Genomic DNA, 15,965 nt, shown 5'->3' with positions numbered 1-15,965 from the left:
CCCCGAATCGGGGCCTGTAAGGAGTTTTCATGCAGAATTCACAGACATTCAGTGTTGCCGAGCTGTCATTACCCAAGGGCGGCGGGGCAATTACCGGTATGGGTGAAGCATTAACACCAACTGGGCCGGATGGTATGGCCGCCTTATCCCTGCCATTACCCATTTCTGCCGGGCGTGGTTACTCCCCATCGCTCACCTTGAATTACAGCAGTGGAGCCGGTAACAGCCCGTTTGGTCTCGGTTGGGACTGCAACGTTATGACAATTCGTCGCCGCACCAGTACTGGCGTACCGAATTACGATGAAACCGATACTTTTCTGGGGCCAGAAGGTGAAGTGTTGGTCATAGCATTAAATGAGAACGGTCAAGCTGATATCCGCAGTGAATCCTCATTGCAGGGCATCAATTTGGGGGAAATCTTCACCGTTACCGGTTATCGTTCCCGTTTGGAAAGCCACTTTAGCTGGTTGGAATATTGGCAACCCAAAACAACAGGTACAACCGATTTCTGGCTGATATACAGCCCCGACGGACAGGTCCATTTACTGGGAAAAAATCCTCAGGCACGTATCAGCAATCCACTCAATGTTAGCCAAACAGCGCAATGGTTGTTGGAAGCTTCGGTATCATCCCACGGCGAACAGATTTATTATCAATATCGAGCCGAAGATGAAACAAACTGCGAAACTGACGAGTTCACAGCCCATCCGAACGCAACCGTCCAACGCTACCTGCAAGCGGTCCATTACGGTAACCTGACCGCCAGCGAAGTTTTTCCCACGCTCAACGGAGATGACCCACTCAAATCTGGCTGGTTGTTCTGTTTAGTATTTGATTACGGTGAACGCAAAAACAGCTTATCTGAAATACCGCCGTTTAAAGCCTCAAGTCTCTGGCTTTGCCGCCAAGACCGTTTTTCCCGTTATGAATACGGTTTTGAATTGCGCACCCGGCGCTTATGCCGTCAAATCCTGATGTTTCACCGTCTACAAACCCTGTCTGGTCAAGCTAAAGGGGACGATGAACCCGCGTTGGTTTCACGTCTGATACTGGATTACGATGAAAACGCGGTGATCAGCACGCTCGTTTCTGTCCGTCGGATAGGTCATGAGGACAACAATACCGTCATCTCACTGCCACCACTGGAGCTGGCTTACCAGCCTTTTGAGCCAGAACAAAAAGCACGCTGGCAATCAATGGATGTACTGGCAAATTTCAACGCCATTCAACGCTGGCAACTGCTTGACCTGAAAGGAGAAGGCGTACCCGGTGTTCTATATCAGGATAGAAATGGCTGGTGGTATCGATCTGCCCAACGTCAAGCCGGGGAAGAGATGAATGCGGTCACCTGGGGGAAAATGCAACTCCTTCCTATCACGCCAGCTTTGCAGGATAACGCCTCACTGATGGATATTAACGGTGACGGGCAACTGGACTGGGTTATCACCGGACCGGGGTTAAGGGGCTATCACAGCCAACACCCGGATGGTAGCTGGACACGCTTTACACCATTAGATGCCTTGCCGATAGAATATTCTCATCCCCGTGCTCAACTTGCCGATTTAATGGGGGCCGGGCTGTCCGATTTAGTACTGATTGGCCCCAAAAGTGTACGCTTGTATGCTAATAACCGTGATGGTTTTACCCAAGGGCGGGATGTGGTGCAATCCGGTGATATCACTCTGCCGTTACCGGGTGCCGATGCCCGTAAGTTAGTGGCATTTAGTGACGTACTCGGTTCGGGCCAAGCACATCTGGTTGAAGTTAGTGCAACTCAAGTCACCTGCTGGCCAAATCTGGGACATGGCCGTTTTGGTCAGCCAATTACATTGCCGGGATTCAGCCAATCTGCCGACAACTTTAATCCCGACCGAGTTCATCTGGCCGATCTGGATGGCAGTGGTCCTGCCGATTTGATTTATGTTCATACTGACCGTCTGGAGATTTTCAAGAATGAAAGTGGTAACAGCTTTGCAAAACCATTCACACTCCGTTTTCCTGACGGCCTGCGTTTTGATGATACTTGCCAGCTACAAGTGGCTGATGTTCAGGGATTAGGGGCTGTCAGCCTGATCCTGAGCGTACCGCATATGGCGCCACATCATTGGCGCTGCGATCTGACCAATGCGAAACCGTGGTTGCTCAGTGAAATGAACAACAATATGGGCGCTCATCACACCCTGCATTACCGTAGCTCCTCCCAGTTCTGGCTGGATGACAAAGCCGCAGCCTTGGCGACCGGACAAACACCGGTCTGTTACCTGCCCTTCCCGGTCCATACTCTGTGGCAAACAGAGACCGAGGATGAAATCAGCGGCAATAAATTAGTGACCACGTTACGTTACGCTCACGGCGCTTGGGATGGACGTGAACGGGAATTTCGTGGCTTTGGTTATGTTGAGCAGACAGACAGCCATCAACTCGCTCAAGGCAATGCCCCGGAACGCACACCACCGGCACTCACCAAAAACTGGTATGCCACCGGAGTCCCGGAGGTAGACAATACGCTATCTGCCGGGTATTGGCGTGGTGATAAACAAGCGTTCACCGGTTTTACGCCACGCTTTACTCGCTGGAAAGAGGGCAAAGATGTTCCGGCGACACCGGAAAATGATGATAATCTGTACTGGTTCAACCGGGCACTAAAAGGTCAGCTACTGCGTAGTGAGCTCTACGGGCTGGATGACAGCGAACAGCAAAATATCCCCTATACAGTGACTGAATCTCGTCCACAAGTGCGCCAATTACAAGATGGCACTACCGCTTCCCCGGTGCTTTGGGCCTCGGTCGTGGAAAACCGTAGTTATCACTATGAACGTATTATCGGTGATCCTCAGTGCAATCAGGATATTACGCTGTCCAGCGACCAATTCGGGCAACCTCTGAAACAGGTTTCAATGCAATATCCCCGCCGCAATCAACCAACAACCAATCCGTATCCCGATACACTACCGGATACGCTATTTGCCAGCAGTTATGACGATCAACAACAACTATTGCGATTAACCTGCCAGCAATCCAGTTGGCACCATCTAACCGGTAATGAACTCAGAGTGCTGGGATTACCGGATGGTACACGCAGTGATGCCTTCACTTACGATGCCAAACAGGTGCCTGTTGATGGTTTAAATCTGGAAGCCCTATGTGCTGAAAATAGTCTGATTGCCGATGACAAACCACGCGAATACCTTAATCAGCAAAGAACGTTCTATACCGATGGGAAAAACCAAGCGCCATTGGAAATACCGACACGACAAGCTTTAATCGCCTTTACCGAAACGGCGGTATTAACAGAATCTCTGTTATCCGCATTTGATGGCGGTATCACGCCAGATGAATTACCCGGCATTCTGACACAAGCAGGATATCAACAAGAGCCTTATCTGTTTCCACGCACCGGCGAAAACAAAGTCTGGGTAGCACGTCAAGGCTATACCGATTACGGAACTGAGGCACAATTTTGGCGTCCTGTCGCACAACGTAACACCCTGTTAACCGGGAAAACGACGCTGCAATGGGATACCCACTACTGTGTCATCACTCAAACCCAAGACGCGGCTGGTTTGACTGTCTTAGCCAATTATGACTGGCGTTTTCTCACACCTGTGCAACTGACTGATATTAATGATAATGTGCATCTCATAACCTTGGATGCATTAGGACGCCCTGTCACACAACGTTTCTGGGGAATCGAAAATGGTGTGAAAACAGGTTACTCCTCACCGGAAGAAAAGCCGTTCTCTCCACCAATCGATATCAATACTGCCATTGCTCTAACCGGACCACTCCCTGTCGCGCAGTGTCTGGTCTATGCACCGGACAGTTGGATGCCACTATTCAGTCAGGAAACCTTCAACACATTAACGCAGGAAGAGCAGACGACACTGCGTGATTTACGGATTATCACGGAAGATTGGCGTATTTGTGCACTGGCTCGCCGCCGTTGGTTGCAAAGTCAACAGGCTAGTACGCCATTGGTTAATCTGTTAACTAACAGCATCGGTTTACCTCCCCATAACCTTACGCTGACCCCGGATCGCTATGACCGCGATTCTGGGCAGCAAATTCATCAGCAAGTCGCATTCAGTGATGGTTTTGGCCGTTTGTTGCAAGCATCTGTACGGCATGAGGCAGGCGAAGCTTGGCAACGTAACCAAGATGGTTCTCTGGTGACAAAAATGGAAGATACCAAAACGCGCTGGGCGGTCACGGGACGCACTGAATATGACAATAAGGGACAGACGATACGAACTTATCAGCCCTATTTCCTCAACGACTGGCGATATGTGAGTGATGACAGCGCCAGAAAAGGGGCCTATGCCGATACGCATATTTATGATCCGATTGGGCGGGAAATCCGAGTTATTACCGCAAAAGGCTGGCTGCGACAGAGCCAATATTTCCCGTGGTTTACTGTGAGTGAGGATGAAAATGATACGGCCGCTGACGTGATTATGTAATTGAACCCATATTCGCTCGTTTAATGTTAACGAGCGAATATAAACTACATTGTGAGTTCTAAATAGAGGAACAGGATATTTTGTTACCTTTTATTTCATAAGTAATAAAATCCAATTCCTGTAAAAATCTATCATCGGGAGCATAGAGAACTATGTGACCGGGGTGGGTGAGTGCAGCCAACAAAGAAGCAACTTGAAAGATGACAGATATATATACTCACTATCCAAGCTCTCCTCGCTTCCCAATGACATATCAAGACCATGAAATATAGATGAACCATTATCATGTGAATGTCTACTTGGTGAAATATTACTAGCTAACCACCGACCATTAGAAAATTGCATACCATCATTGACATATCAAATCAGCCAACCACTTGTTCTCCCAATAGTTGGCCGATCACACCGGTTATCTGAAACCTTAATTACCATCAATACAATCTCAAAAATTACCAAAGCGTTTGCATTAATAACATCACGATAAATCACTTTCCTTAACTTATTTAGTGATATAAGGTCGTTTAGTTGTTGCCGTAACTTAAATTATTTTGAAGATTAACACCATCTAAGGAGTTAAAATATGAGCAGTTATCGTTCTGAAATTGACAAAAAAACACCATTAATCAGTGTATTGGATAACAGGAGGTTAAATGTACGTACTTTAGAATATCTACGTACTCAAGCTGATGAAAACAGTGATGAATTGATCACACTCTATGAGTTCAATATTCAAGGATTTGAGGTAAAAAGTACTGATCCTCGTAAGAATAAAAATCAGAGCGGCCCGAATTTCATTCGCGTCTTTAATCTCGCGGGTCAGGTTCTACGTGAAGAAGGGGTTGATGCCGGTCGAACTATCATCCTCAACGATGTTGAAGGTCGCCCGGTATTAACCATCAATGCAACCGGTGTCCGCCAAGACTATCACTACGAAGATAACATCCTACCCGGTCGCTTACTTGCTATCACCGAACAGGTGCAGGCAGAAGAGAAAATGACCGAGCGCCTTATCTGGGCCGGCAATACGCCGCAAGAAAAAGAGTACAACCTTGCTGGTCAGTGTGTCCGCCACTACGATACCGCTGGACTCACTCAACTCAACAGCCTTTCTCTGGCTGGCGTCGTGCTATCACAATCTCAACAACTGCTCGTCGATGATCAAAATGCCGACTGGACAGGTGAAGATCAAAGCCTCTGGCAGCAAAAACTGAGCAGTGATGTCTATACCACCCAAAATAGCACTGATGCCACCGGGGCTTTACTTATCCAGACCGATGCCAAAGGCAACATCCAGCGTCTGGCCTATGATGTAGCCGGGCAGCTAAAAGGCTGTTGGTTAACACTCAAAGGTCAAGCCGAACAAGTGATTATCAAATCGCTGACCTACTCTGCCGCCGGACAAAAATTACGTGAAGAGCACGGTAACGGGGTTATCACCGAATACAGCTATGAACCAGAAACCCAACGGCTTATTGGTATCACTACCCGCCGTCCGTCAGATACCAAGGTGTTGCAAGACTTACGCTATCAATATGATCCGGTAGGCAATGTGATCAATATCCGTAACGATGCGGAAGCCACCCGCTTTTGGCGCAATCAGAAAGTGGTCCCGGAGAATAGCTATACTTACGACTCCCTGTACCAGCTTATCAGTGCTACTGGGCGTGAAATGGCCAATATAGGTCAGCAAAATAATCAACTGCCCTCCCCTGCGCTACCTTCCGACAACAATACCTACACTAACTATACTCGCCGCTACAGTTATGATCACAGCGGTAATCTGACGCAAATTCGGCACAGTTCATCGGCTACCCAAAATAACTACACCACCGCTATCACCATCTCGAATCGCAGTAACCGCGGCGTTCTCAGTACGCTGACAACAGATCCAAATCAAGTGGATACGTTATTTGATGCCGGTGGTCACCAAACCAGTTTATTACCCGGTCAGACACTGGTCTGGACATCACGAGGAGAGTTAAAGCAGGTCAATAACGGTTCAGGAAATGAATGGTACCGATACGGCAGCAACGGAATGAGACAACTGAAAGTGAGTGAACAGCCAACCCAGAATACTACGCAGCAGCAGCGGGTAATCTATCTGCCGGGGCTGGAACTACGCACAACCCAGAACAGCACCACAACAACAGAAGAGTTACACGTGATCACACTAGGTGAAGCGGGTCGCGCACAGGTGCGGGTGCTGCACTGGGAGAGCGGTAAACCAGAAGGTATCAACAACAATCAGCTACGTTACAGCTACGATAATCTGATCGGCTCCAGCCAGCTTGAACTGGACAACCAAGGGCAGATTATTAGTGAGGAAGAGTATTATCCATTCGGCGGCACAGCGATGTGGGCAGCCAATAGCCAAACAGAAGCCAACTATAAAACTATTCGCTATTCAGGCAAAGAACGGGATACCACCGGGCTGTATTATTACGGTTACCGCTATTATCAACCGTGGGCGGGCAGATGGTTAAGCGCGGATCCGGCAGGAACCATTGATGGGCTGAATCTATACCGAATGGTGAGAAATAATCCAGTAAGTTTGCAGGATGAAAATGGATTAGCACCAGAAAGAGGAAAATATACTAAAGAGGTGAATTTCCTTGATGAATTAAAATTCAAATTGGCAGCCAAAAATTCACATGTTGTCAAATGGAACGAGAAAGAAAGTAGTTATACAAAAAATAAATCATTGAAAGTGGTTCGCGTCGGTGATTCCGATCCGTCGGGTTATTTGCTAAGCCACGAAGAGTTACTAAAAGGCATAGAAAAAAGCCAAATTATATATAGCCGGCTCGAAGAAAACAGATCCCTTTCAGAAAAATCAAAAACAAATCTTTCTTTGGGATCTGAAATATCCGGTTATATGGCAAAAACGATAAAAGATACGATATCAGAATATACAGAAGGGCATAGGTATAGAAGCAATCATCCCGATTTTTATGCAGCAACAGATTTCTTTGCTTTAATGGATAAAAGTGAAAAAAATGATTATTCCGGTGAAAGAAAAATTTATGCGGCAATAGAGGTTAAGGTTTATCATGATTTAAAAAATAAACAATCAGAATTACATGTCAACTATGCACTGGCTCATCCCTATACGCAATTGAGTAATGAAGAGAGAGCGCTGGTGCAAGAAACAGAACCCGCTATTGCAATAAATAGAGAATATAATTTCAAAGGCGTTGGTAAATTCCTGGCAATGAAAGCAATTAAAAAATCATTGAAAGGGCAGAAGATCAATAAAATATCAACAGAGGCTATTAATATTCGCTCTGCGGCTATCGCTAAGAATTTAGGAATGCGGAGAGCTTCATAAATTTGGTCACATACCCTATGGATTTCAAGATGCATCGCGGCGGCAAGGGAGTGCAGCCAACAAAGAAGCAACTTGAAAGATGACGGGTATAGAACTTTAAATAGAAGCTAACTGTACTAGCTCAGACTAGAGCTAGTACAACTCAGGTGACTGCTTCCCGCCGTAAAGAGGGTTTACGGCGGTTTTTGCTAACAACTCTGCATACTCGGATTCACTTGCGCCCGAATTTTGATGATTTTTGTTCTATCTGACTATGGTTTGTTTAGTCTCACAATTATGGCGTCATTTTGGCACACATGTTGAATTTTGTTAAAAAAAAATCTTAAACTAGTCAATGAAGCAAACTTAGCATTTCACTAAACCAATATGTTCCGCTAGCTCCAAATAAATAATGCAAACGAGTAGTGGATATCTATAGTGAACTAAAGAACTAATAACCGCAATGCGGTAGGAGTAAGGCTTATGACCACATTAGCAAATGAAAGAATCACCACAAGGGTGAGTTCAGAGACCAAAGAGCTACTTGAAAGGGCGTTATCACTATCAGGGTATGCAAGTTTGAATAGCTTTATTGCCAATGCTGCTGTAGCAGAGGCAAAAAGACTCATTGAACAAAATATGCGTATTCAATTGTGTCAAGAAGATGCATTGGCATTTGTTCATGCATTGGAAAAACCAATCAAAGTAAACGAACGTTTCCTTCGTGCTGCTCGTAGACATAAAGAAACAATAAAAAATGAAGATAGAACGTCTAGATAAAAACAAACACGATAGAAATAATTTTAACTGTGGTGAACCCGCACTAAACAACTACTTGAAGGCAGTATCGGGACAACATGATAAAAAGGACTTATCAAGAACATTCGTCCTTACAAGTAGTCAAAATGGATCTCAAATAAAGGGATACTATTCCCTAGCACTATGCACGGTAGAGCTAGACGAACTACCAGAGAAAATATCGAAAAAGTCCCCTTCTACACTACATTGCGCACTTATTGGTCGCCTAGCTATAAGTAAGTCATTTCAACGCCAAGGGTTTGGTGAAATATTGCTTATAGATGCAATTCGAAAAGCTATAGAGTCGTCAAAATCTATTCCTACCCCGATGATTATCGTCGATGCGAAGAACGACATAGCCAAAAAACTGTATATGAACGTAGGGTTTGAGGAGTTTCCTCAGACAAAGAGCAAACTGTTCATGTCTATGGCTGTTGCAATGGAAATGATAAAAAGAGTAGATGCGATGTAACATCTCATTTACTGAATGCGGCTAACGTTCCCTCTGAATGAAAATTCAGAGGGAACGCTTTCACTAATTACAATACATCAATCGCGTTCAATTCTTTGAATGCCTGTTCCAGACGGGCAGCCATAGAAACCTGACCGGCACGCAGCCATACCCGTGGATCGTAGAATTTCTTATTAGGTTTATCTGCGCCTTCTGGATTACCTAGTTGACCTTGCAGATAGCCTTCGTTCTTTTGGTAGTAGTTGAGAATACCTTCCCAAGTCGCCCATTGGGTGTCAGTGTCGATATTCATTTTAACGACGCCGTAGCTGACCGCTTCTTTGATCTCTTCCGCAGTAGAACCAGAACCGCCGTGGAAAACAAAATCCAGGCTGTTATGTGGCAGATTGAATTTCTCAGAAACATAGTCTTGAGAGTTACGCAAAATTTTTGGCGTCAGTTTAACGTTACCCGGCTTATAAACACCATGAACGTTACCGAAAGAAGCCGCAATAGTGAAACGTGGGCTGATAGCGTTCAGTTTCTCATAAGCATAAGCAACATCTTCCGGTTGAGTGTACAGAGCAGAGCTATCCATATGGCTGTTATCAACCCCATCTTCTTCCCCACCAGTACAACCCAACTCGATTTCCAGCGTCATATCGATTTTTGCCATACGAGCCAGATATTGGCTGCAAATCTCAATATTCTCTTCCAGAGACTCTTCTGACAGATCAATCATGTGAGAAGAGAATAGGGGTTTACCCGTCGCTGCGTAATGCTTTTCACCTGCATCTAACAGGCCATCAATCCACGGCAGCAATTTACGTGCGCAGTGGTCAGTATGCAGGATCACAGGAACACCATAATGTTCAGCCATCTGATGAACATGGTGAGCACCAGAAATTGAACCCAGAATAGCCGTTTGTTGACCTTCAGCTTTCAAACCTTTACCGGCAATAAAAGCAGCACCGCCGTTAGAGAACTGAATGATAACGGGAGAACGAACTTTGGCAGCGGCTTCCAACACGGCATTGATTGAATCAGTACCTACACAGTTGACCGCCGGTAAAGCAAAGCTGTTTTCTTTGGCTATAGCGAACACTTTTTGAACATCATCACCAGTGATGACACCCGGTTTTACGAAATCAAAAATTTTAGACATGTTACGTGGGTCCTGTTTAGAGCGGGCAGGCAGCCAATCAGCCGCTACCCGTCATGACTTAATTACTGTTTTGCACGTTCTTCCAACATCACAACCGCAGGCAGTTTTTTCCCTTCCACGAACTCAAGGAAAGCACCACCACCCGTAGAGATATAAGAAATTTTGTCAGCAATACCGAACAAGTCGATCGCTGCCAGCGTATCGCCGCCACCGGCGATAGAGAAGGCATCACTATCAGCAATGGCGCGCGCGACAATTTCAGTTCCTTGACGGAAATTAGGGAATTCAAATACACCAACCGGGCCATTCCATAGAATCGTTTTGGCGTTTTTCAGAATATCCGCCAGCCGTTGAGCAGATTCATCCCCCAGATCGAGGATCTGCTCATCATCTTTAATATCGTGGGTAGATTTCAAGATTGCTTCGGCTGTTTCAGAGAATTCTGTTGCCACACGAACATCGGTTGGCACCGGAATATCACAGCTTATCAGCAATTTCTTCGCTTCCGGGAGCAAGTCGTCTTCATAGAGAGAACGACCGACATTATGGCCTTCCGCAGCAACAAAGGTATTCGCGATACCACCACCGACAATCAATTGGTCAGCAATTTTAGACAGCGTATCCAGAACGGTCAGCTTGGTTGAAACTTTAGAGCCCCCAACGATAGCCACCATTGGACGGGCTGGATTATCTAACGCTTTACCCAATGCCTCTAACTCTGCGGACAACAAAGGACCGGCACAGGCCACTGGAGCAAACTTAGCCACACCGTGAGTAGAAGCTTGTGCACGATGAGCAGTACCGAATGCATCCATGACATAAATATCACACAGGGAAGCATATTTTTTGGCTAAGGTTTCGTCGTCTTTCTTCTCACCTTTATTAAAGCGAACATTCTCCAGCACAACCAGTTCACCTTCCGCGACATCCACGCCTTCCAGATACTCTTTTTCCAGTCGAACGGGGGAAGATAATTTCTCTTCTAGATAGTCTACTACTGGTTTCAGCGAGAATTCTTCACTGTATTCGCCTTCAGTAGGGCGGCCAAGGTGAGAAGTGATCATCACTTTAGCGCCCTGTTTTAATGCTGCCTCAATGGTCGGTAAGGAAGCACGGATACGCGCATCAGAGGTGACTTTGCCATCTTTTACCGGAACGTTCAGGTCAGCGCGGATCAAAATACGCTTACCCGCCAGATCTAAATCGGTCATCTTAATTACAGACATGGTGAATCCTCTCATTGATTCTCTAAATTATTTAATCTTGCGCCGTGTGCGGATCTATATATGGACCGTCGATCAACAACAAATCATTTGAAACCCATAGCAGCCATTGCTAACGTTGTATCCAACATTCGGTTAGCAAATCCCCACTCATTATCACACCAGACTAATGTCTTAATCAGATGTTGCCCACTGACTCGCGTTTGTGTGCCATCAACAATCGCGCTGTGGGGATCGTGGTTAAAATCCGTTGAAACTAACGGCAATTCGGTATAGTCAACTATACCACGAAATGAAGTAGCTGCTGATTTTTGCATTAATTCGTTGATTTTATTAACAGTTACTGAAGATTTTACCGTAACACTTAAATCGATAGCTGTAACGTTAATCGTTGGTACACGCACGGAGATAGCTTCAAAACGGTCACAGAACTTTGGAAAAATCCGGGTTATCCCTGCGGCCAGCTTAGTATCCACCGGAATGATAGACTGACTAGCAGCCCGAGTACGCCGTAAATCTTTGTGATAAGCATCAATCACCGGTTGGTCATTCATTGAAGCATGAATGGTTGTCACTGTACCCGATTCAATCTCAAATTGATCATCCAATAATTTAATGATGGGAATAATGCAATTAGTAGTACAGGAAGCATTGGACACAATGCGATCCTCTGCTGTCAGTAAATGCTGATTCACACCATAAACCACAGTCGCATCTAAATCATTCCCCCCCGGATGAGCAAACAGCACTTTTTTGGCACCACTGGCAAGATGTGCCTCACCATCGGCTCTGCTGCCATAAATCCCACTGCAATCAAGAACAATATCAATCCCCAGTTCTTGCCAAGGCAGCATCGATATATCAGATTGATGAAACAAACGAATATTATCATCACCAACCTGCAACACATCATTATTCAGACGCACATCCCAAGCAAAACGGCCGTGACTAGAGTCATATTTCAGCAAGTGAGCAATTCCTTCGGCATCTGCCAGCTCATTAACAGCAATAACCGCAATTTCAGCCCGACGCCCAGACTCATAAAGAGCACGTAAAATACTACGCCCTATTCTGCCGAAACCGTTTATTGCCACCTTAATTGTCATGTTACTCCCTGAATATAGTTATTACCACGCAACCGCTTAGAATAACCGACTCAATCACTGATGTACTGACTGCTTATCACAAAATTGCCAAAACTGCGCGCAGAAAACCGCGTCAGATAACAAAATGAAACGATTCAGCTATAAATAATGAGATTACGGGAAAAGGAAATTGATAGCAATAGTAAAAAGTGACCAACTCATAAAATGAAAGATTACAAAATAATGACCTATTTATTCTGGGTTATTTAAAAAGAACATTCAAAGATTGGCGCTCAACTCAAACATAAGTGTATTGAAGACGGCTATACCCGTTATCTTTCAAGTTGCCTCTTTGTTGGCTGCACTCACTCACCCCGGTCACATCGTTATCTATGCTCCCGGGGGTTCGCTCCCTTGCCGTCGCGATCCATCTTGAAATCCATAGGGTATATAAGCTATTACACGCCCATAGCCGCCTAAAATGAACAGGTGGTACTATGATTCCAATCCAGAAATCAAATATTTGTTCCACCATCCACCGCAATATCCGCACCAGTGACAAAATCAGCCTCCTTACTTGCCAAAAAGCTCACGACGGCTGCAATATCAGTTGTTGAGCCATACCAGCCAGGGACAGTAAGTCTGCGCCAGAAATCAGCATTAGAACCATTGACAGGGTTCATGTCCGTATCAATAGGGCCTGGAGAAATCTGGTTCACCGTGACACCCTTTCCGCCAAGATCACGCGCCAGTCCTTTCGTCAAACCTGTCATTGCCGATCACAGTAGCGGCCCCATAGATAAACAATAAACTCGCTACTGCCCGATCACTGTAACCCGTAATATCTTTAAGAATGGGTGTGAAGTAAGTGAATGCAGCAAAGGTAGCGCCGATGATCAACATGCGCACAGGGTCGCGGGTACGGTTGATGAAAGCGTGTGGGATGCCCCGTTTGACAAATACGCGCCCCCCGCCGTGACTTGATGCAACACACCATCGGCCATAATTTCCAATTCACCATCTAGTACGAAAAACAGCTCATCAACATCCTTATGGGTATGTATGGGAGGGCCGCTTGTCAGCGGCACTAGAGCATCCAGCAGTGTCATCATGCCTCCACTGCTCTTTGCATCGAGCAAAATGTGATACTCATCGCCACTCATCCAAACCTTGGGGCCACTCCCAGCCGACAAATAGGTGTGCCTTACATCTTCTACAACCTGCAATGGTTGGTTCTCCACAGTCGTACTCATCATCATCTCTCTCGCTAGAAATCGGTAACACAAGCCATTTGGTCTTGTGTATTGGACGCTATTTCATCTCTGATAGTCATCTGACGGGCCAGTCTGAAAATCTCGGGTATAGTATTAGGCACGGCGGGACTCTCGACACCATTCACTTCAACTGTGAGTAATTGCAGCCACTCATCAGCCGTCGCAATGAAAATGCCTGACGCGGTTTGAACAATACATCCAGGCAAATTAGGGACGCCTATATCTACGCCATGGGGCACTATTGCAGACAAAACAACCACCTTGGTACCATCGGGGAGGAAGAAGTGCGCTCCAGGATGACGATATCCTGCCCGGATATGACGCTGTAATGTCTTCGCATCTAAGTTGAAGTCGAGCAGGTAGTCTTGCTCTTGCGGGCGACCATAGTAAGTACGTTTACTGAGATCTTGTGGTACACCGACCACCATACGACTCAGTGGAAATGGTGTCATAAATTTTGAGAACACCAGAGACAAGCTCTTGAGCTACCCACCGCCGCAATTCTGCAATCGCTGCTTGAAGGTTCTCCCGAGGAAAAGTCAATCTCAGAATACACTGCCTCTCTGGCCGTGGGAGCAGTTTGATGACAGCCGCAGTCACAATCCCAAGATTCGACTGTGTGAACAGATGCAATAAAGCAGGTCCAAGCCCATACGGATTGACGGCAGTTTTCCTGGATTCATCCGGCCACCACCCCACTTTGACTACTTCACCATCCGGTAACACAACCTCCAGCCCGGCGAGATCATCAATCCGCTGACGACGCAGACCAACACCACGATCAAGTGCATTTCCAACCACGCTAGTGTGGCCAGAGGATGCCGTAACATTCAGCATCCGATCAGTACCGACCAAAAAACGTGCAAGTTCTATCTGTGTGAGGCCGGATTCAATCACCGCCCACCCTGATGAGCAATCGATCTCACGAAGCACATTTAAACGTTGAAGATCTATCGTGACCACACCGTCGGTTGCCGGTTGTGCTGATCCCAATCCCCAGTTGCGCCCCGTGCTAATAGCGTGCAGTCCAGCATGAGTCTTGAAGCGATTAAAGATCCTAACGATCTCCTGAACTTCCTCGATCGTTCCAGGACGAATTACAGCACGAATGTCACGCTGCCTAAATTGGCTAACATTCCGCCAGCATACAGATGATGCTGTCACTGTAATAAAGGCCCCAACAGCACCTTACAGCTCTGTGGATCTAGTCTTGATGAAGGATGTGGAACCTTCAAAGTCAGAATCTTCTCGCTTGAGCGTATTTTTATAAAACCTACTACAAAAATCTATCGCGCTTGCCAAAATTGATCAAGATCTTTATGTTATATTGACTACAAAATATAGAAGCTTATATGAGGAAATTGCATGTCTCGACGAGGGAGACCCCCCAATTTCGACCGGGACATCGCACTCAAACGTGCGATGGAAGTATTTTGGTCAAAAGGATATGAAGGTACACAGTTAGTCGATCTCACCGCGGCTATGGACATCAATCCACCGAGTTTTTATGCAGCCTTCGGAAGTAAAAAGAACGCCTTCTGCAAAGCAGTCGACCTCTACATTAAGACGATCGGTGTCCAGTCAATGCAAGCACTCAATGAAGCAAAAACAGCACGCTCAGGGTTGCGCGCGATGCTGGAGAGTACCATCAATATCGCCTCTTCTCATCAAGCTGGAGGATGCCTGCTTGTCTTGGGTGTTGTGAACAATCTAACGGAAAACAAAGAAGTATGGGCTTATCTCAGGGATGCACGTACCAAAACCCTAGATATGATCCGTGTTCGCCTGGAGCAAGGAATCACCGACGGTGATCTCCCACCCAATACAAACGTGGATGTGTTGGCGTCGTATTTCCTTGGTTTGACCCAAACTATTTCATTCCAAGCTCGTGACGGCGTACCTCGTGAACGACTTAGGCGCTTGATTGAACCCGCAATGGCAGCTATTCCAGGCAACTGATTCGAATAACGATTATCTCCTTATCACAACCGTGGCTATAGAAACTCAGCATATTAAAGATGCCTGTAAGCAACTACAGCCACCTTCACCGTCAGCTACCAACAGTCCACCCGCTCAATGACCGCCTTGCTACAAATAAAGGCTAAAGCTCGTCTTCATCAGTAAGGCAAAATCTGTCACAAATCACATGTGACACATTAATTTCCCTACATCACTTGTTGAAATATTGACATTTAACCCCGA

At 46.1% G+C, this 15,965-nt stretch carries 12 protein-coding genes and 1 pseudogene; 6 read left to right on the top strand and 7 right to left on the bottom strand.

The window, feature by feature from the left end; all coding sequences use genetic code 11:
• Positions 1-29 precede the first annotated feature (29 nt).
• From PluTT01m_RS04960 to PluTT01m_RS04945, 4 genes are all read left to right on the top strand, one after another.
• Complete coding sequence (locus PluTT01m_RS04960) at positions 30-4,460, top strand: SpvB/TcaC N-terminal domain-containing protein (RefSeq protein ID WP_011145324.1); 4,431 nt, start codon at positions 30-32, stop codon at positions 4,458-4,460.
• Between the two features lie 580 nt (positions 4,461-5,040).
• Positions 5,041-7,788, top strand: coding sequence for an RHS repeat protein (locus tag PluTT01m_RS04955; RefSeq protein ID WP_011145323.1), 2,748 nt, complete (start codon positions 5,041-5,043; stop codon positions 7,786-7,788).
• A 462-nt stretch (positions 7,789-8,250) separates the two neighbouring features.
• A complete protein-coding gene (locus PluTT01m_RS04950; RefSeq protein WP_011145322.1) occupies positions 8,251-8,547 on the top strand; it encodes a type II toxin-antitoxin system TacA family antitoxin in 297 nt (98 codons plus the stop codon).
• Positions 8,525-9,037 (top strand): GNAT family N-acetyltransferase, encoded by a 513-nt coding sequence (locus PluTT01m_RS04945; protein WP_041379944.1) that lies wholly within the window; start codon positions 8,525-8,527, stop codon positions 9,035-9,037. Before PluTT01m_RS04950 ends, PluTT01m_RS04945 begins: the two co-directional genes overlap by 23 nt.
• 67 nt (positions 9,038-9,104) lie before the next feature.
• Here the strand turns inward: PluTT01m_RS04945 and fbaA are convergent, their stop codons facing one another.
• The 7 genes from fbaA to PluTT01m_RS04905 form a co-directional block, all read right to left on the bottom strand.
• On the bottom strand, positions 9,105-10,181 hold the full coding sequence (fbaA, locus tag PluTT01m_RS04940) for a class II fructose-bisphosphate aldolase (protein WP_011145320.1): 1,077 nt from the start codon (positions 10,179-10,181) through the stop codon (positions 9,105-9,107).
• Between the two features lie 62 nt (positions 10,182-10,243).
• Entirely contained in the window at positions 10,244-11,407 is a 1,164-nt protein-coding gene (gene pgk / locus PluTT01m_RS04935; RefSeq protein ID WP_011145319.1) for a phosphoglycerate kinase, read from the bottom strand.
• Positions 11,408-11,490: 83 nt separating this feature from the next.
• A complete protein-coding gene (gene epd, locus PluTT01m_RS04930) occupies positions 11,491-12,510 on the bottom strand; it encodes an erythrose-4-phosphate dehydrogenase (RefSeq protein ID WP_011145318.1) in 1,020 nt (339 codons plus the stop codon).
• A 494-nt stretch (positions 12,511-13,004) separates the two neighbouring features.
• Positions 13,005-13,262: an SDR family oxidoreductase gene (locus tag PluTT01m_RS04925; protein WP_049789742.1), complete on the bottom strand. Its 258-nt coding sequence runs from the start codon at positions 13,260-13,262 to the stop codon at positions 13,005-13,007.
• A 123-nt stretch (positions 13,263-13,385) separates the two neighbouring features.
• A complete protein-coding gene (locus PluTT01m_RS04915) occupies positions 13,386-13,742 on the bottom strand; it encodes a cupin domain-containing protein (RefSeq protein ID WP_049789741.1) in 357 nt (118 codons plus the stop codon).
• Between the two features lie 14 nt (positions 13,743-13,756).
• Positions 13,757-14,215 carry a DNA-3-methyladenine glycosylase gene (locus PluTT01m_RS04910; RefSeq protein WP_082303109.1) on the bottom strand — a complete coding sequence of 153 codons (459 nt, stop codon included), beginning with the start codon at positions 14,213-14,215 and terminating at the stop codon, positions 13,757-13,759.
• The gene (locus PluTT01m_RS04905; protein WP_011145315.1) at positions 14,160-14,927 is read right to left on the bottom strand and encodes an FAD-binding oxidoreductase; all 768 of its coding nucleotides are present in this window, start codon (positions 14,925-14,927) and stop codon (positions 14,160-14,162) included. Before PluTT01m_RS04905 ends, PluTT01m_RS04910 begins: the two co-directional genes overlap by 56 nt.
• 201 nt (positions 14,928-15,128) lie before the next feature.
• On the opposite strand from PluTT01m_RS04905, the pseudogene PluTT01m_RS28035 reads away from it, so the two are divergent.
• Both PluTT01m_RS28035 and PluTT01m_RS27385 read left to right on the top strand, forming a co-directional pair.
• Positions 15,129-15,281: pseudogene (locus PluTT01m_RS28035) on the top strand (TetR family transcriptional regulator); the annotation flags it as partial.
• A 66-nt stretch (positions 15,282-15,347) separates the two neighbouring features.
• Positions 15,348-15,722 carry a TetR family transcriptional regulator C-terminal domain-containing protein gene (locus PluTT01m_RS27385; protein WP_228956747.1) on the top strand — a complete coding sequence of 125 codons (375 nt, stop codon included), beginning with the start codon at positions 15,348-15,350 and terminating at the stop codon, positions 15,720-15,722.
• Positions 15,723-15,965 lie beyond the last annotated feature (243 nt).

It is taken from the genome of Photorhabdus laumondii subsp. laumondii (assembly GCF_003343245.1).
Taxonomy (GTDB): Bacteria; Pseudomonadota; Gammaproteobacteria; order Enterobacterales; family Enterobacteriaceae; genus Photorhabdus; species Photorhabdus laumondii.
This window is presented reverse-complemented; position numbering and strand designations above follow the sequence as displayed.

Excerpts from the sequence above, each read along its gene's own strand:
- PluTT01m_RS04960 (WP_011145324.1), top strand. The coding sequence starts at position 30 with ATGCAGAATTCACAGACATTCAGTGTTGCCGAGCTGTCATTACCCAAG.
- PluTT01m_RS04955 (WP_011145323.1), top strand. The coding sequence starts at position 5,041 with ATGAGCAGTTATCGTTCTGAAATTGACAAAAAAACACCATTAATCAGT.
- PluTT01m_RS04950 (WP_011145322.1), top strand. The coding sequence starts at position 8,251 with ATGACCACATTAGCAAATGAAAGAATCACCACAAGGGTGAGTTCAGAG.
- PluTT01m_RS04945 (WP_041379944.1), top strand. The coding sequence starts at position 8,525 with ATGAAGATAGAACGTCTAGATAAAAACAAACACGATAGAAATAATTTT.
- fbaA (WP_011145320.1), bottom strand. The coding sequence starts at position 10,181 with ATGTCTAAAATTTTTGATTTCGTAAAACCGGGTGTCATCACTGGTGAT.
- pgk (WP_011145319.1), bottom strand. The coding sequence starts at position 11,407 with ATGTCTGTAATTAAGATGACCGATTTAGATCTGGCGGGTAAGCGTATT.
- epd (WP_011145318.1), bottom strand. The coding sequence starts at position 12,510 with ATGACAATTAAGGTGGCAATAAACGGTTTCGGCAGAATAGGGCGTAGT.
- PluTT01m_RS04925 (WP_049789742.1), bottom strand. The coding sequence starts at position 13,262 with ATGACAGGTTTGACGAAAGGACTGGCGCGTGATCTTGGCGGAAAGGGT.
- PluTT01m_RS04915 (WP_049789741.1), bottom strand. The coding sequence starts at position 13,742 with ATGAGTACGACTGTGGAGAACCAACCATTGCAGGTTGTAGAAGATGTA.
- PluTT01m_RS04910 (WP_082303109.1), bottom strand. The coding sequence starts at position 14,215 with ATGACACCATTTCCACTGAGTCGTATGGTGGTCGGTGTACCACAAGAT.
- PluTT01m_RS27385 (WP_228956747.1), top strand. The coding sequence starts at position 15,348 with ATGCAAGCACTCAATGAAGCAAAAACAGCACGCTCAGGGTTGCGCGCG.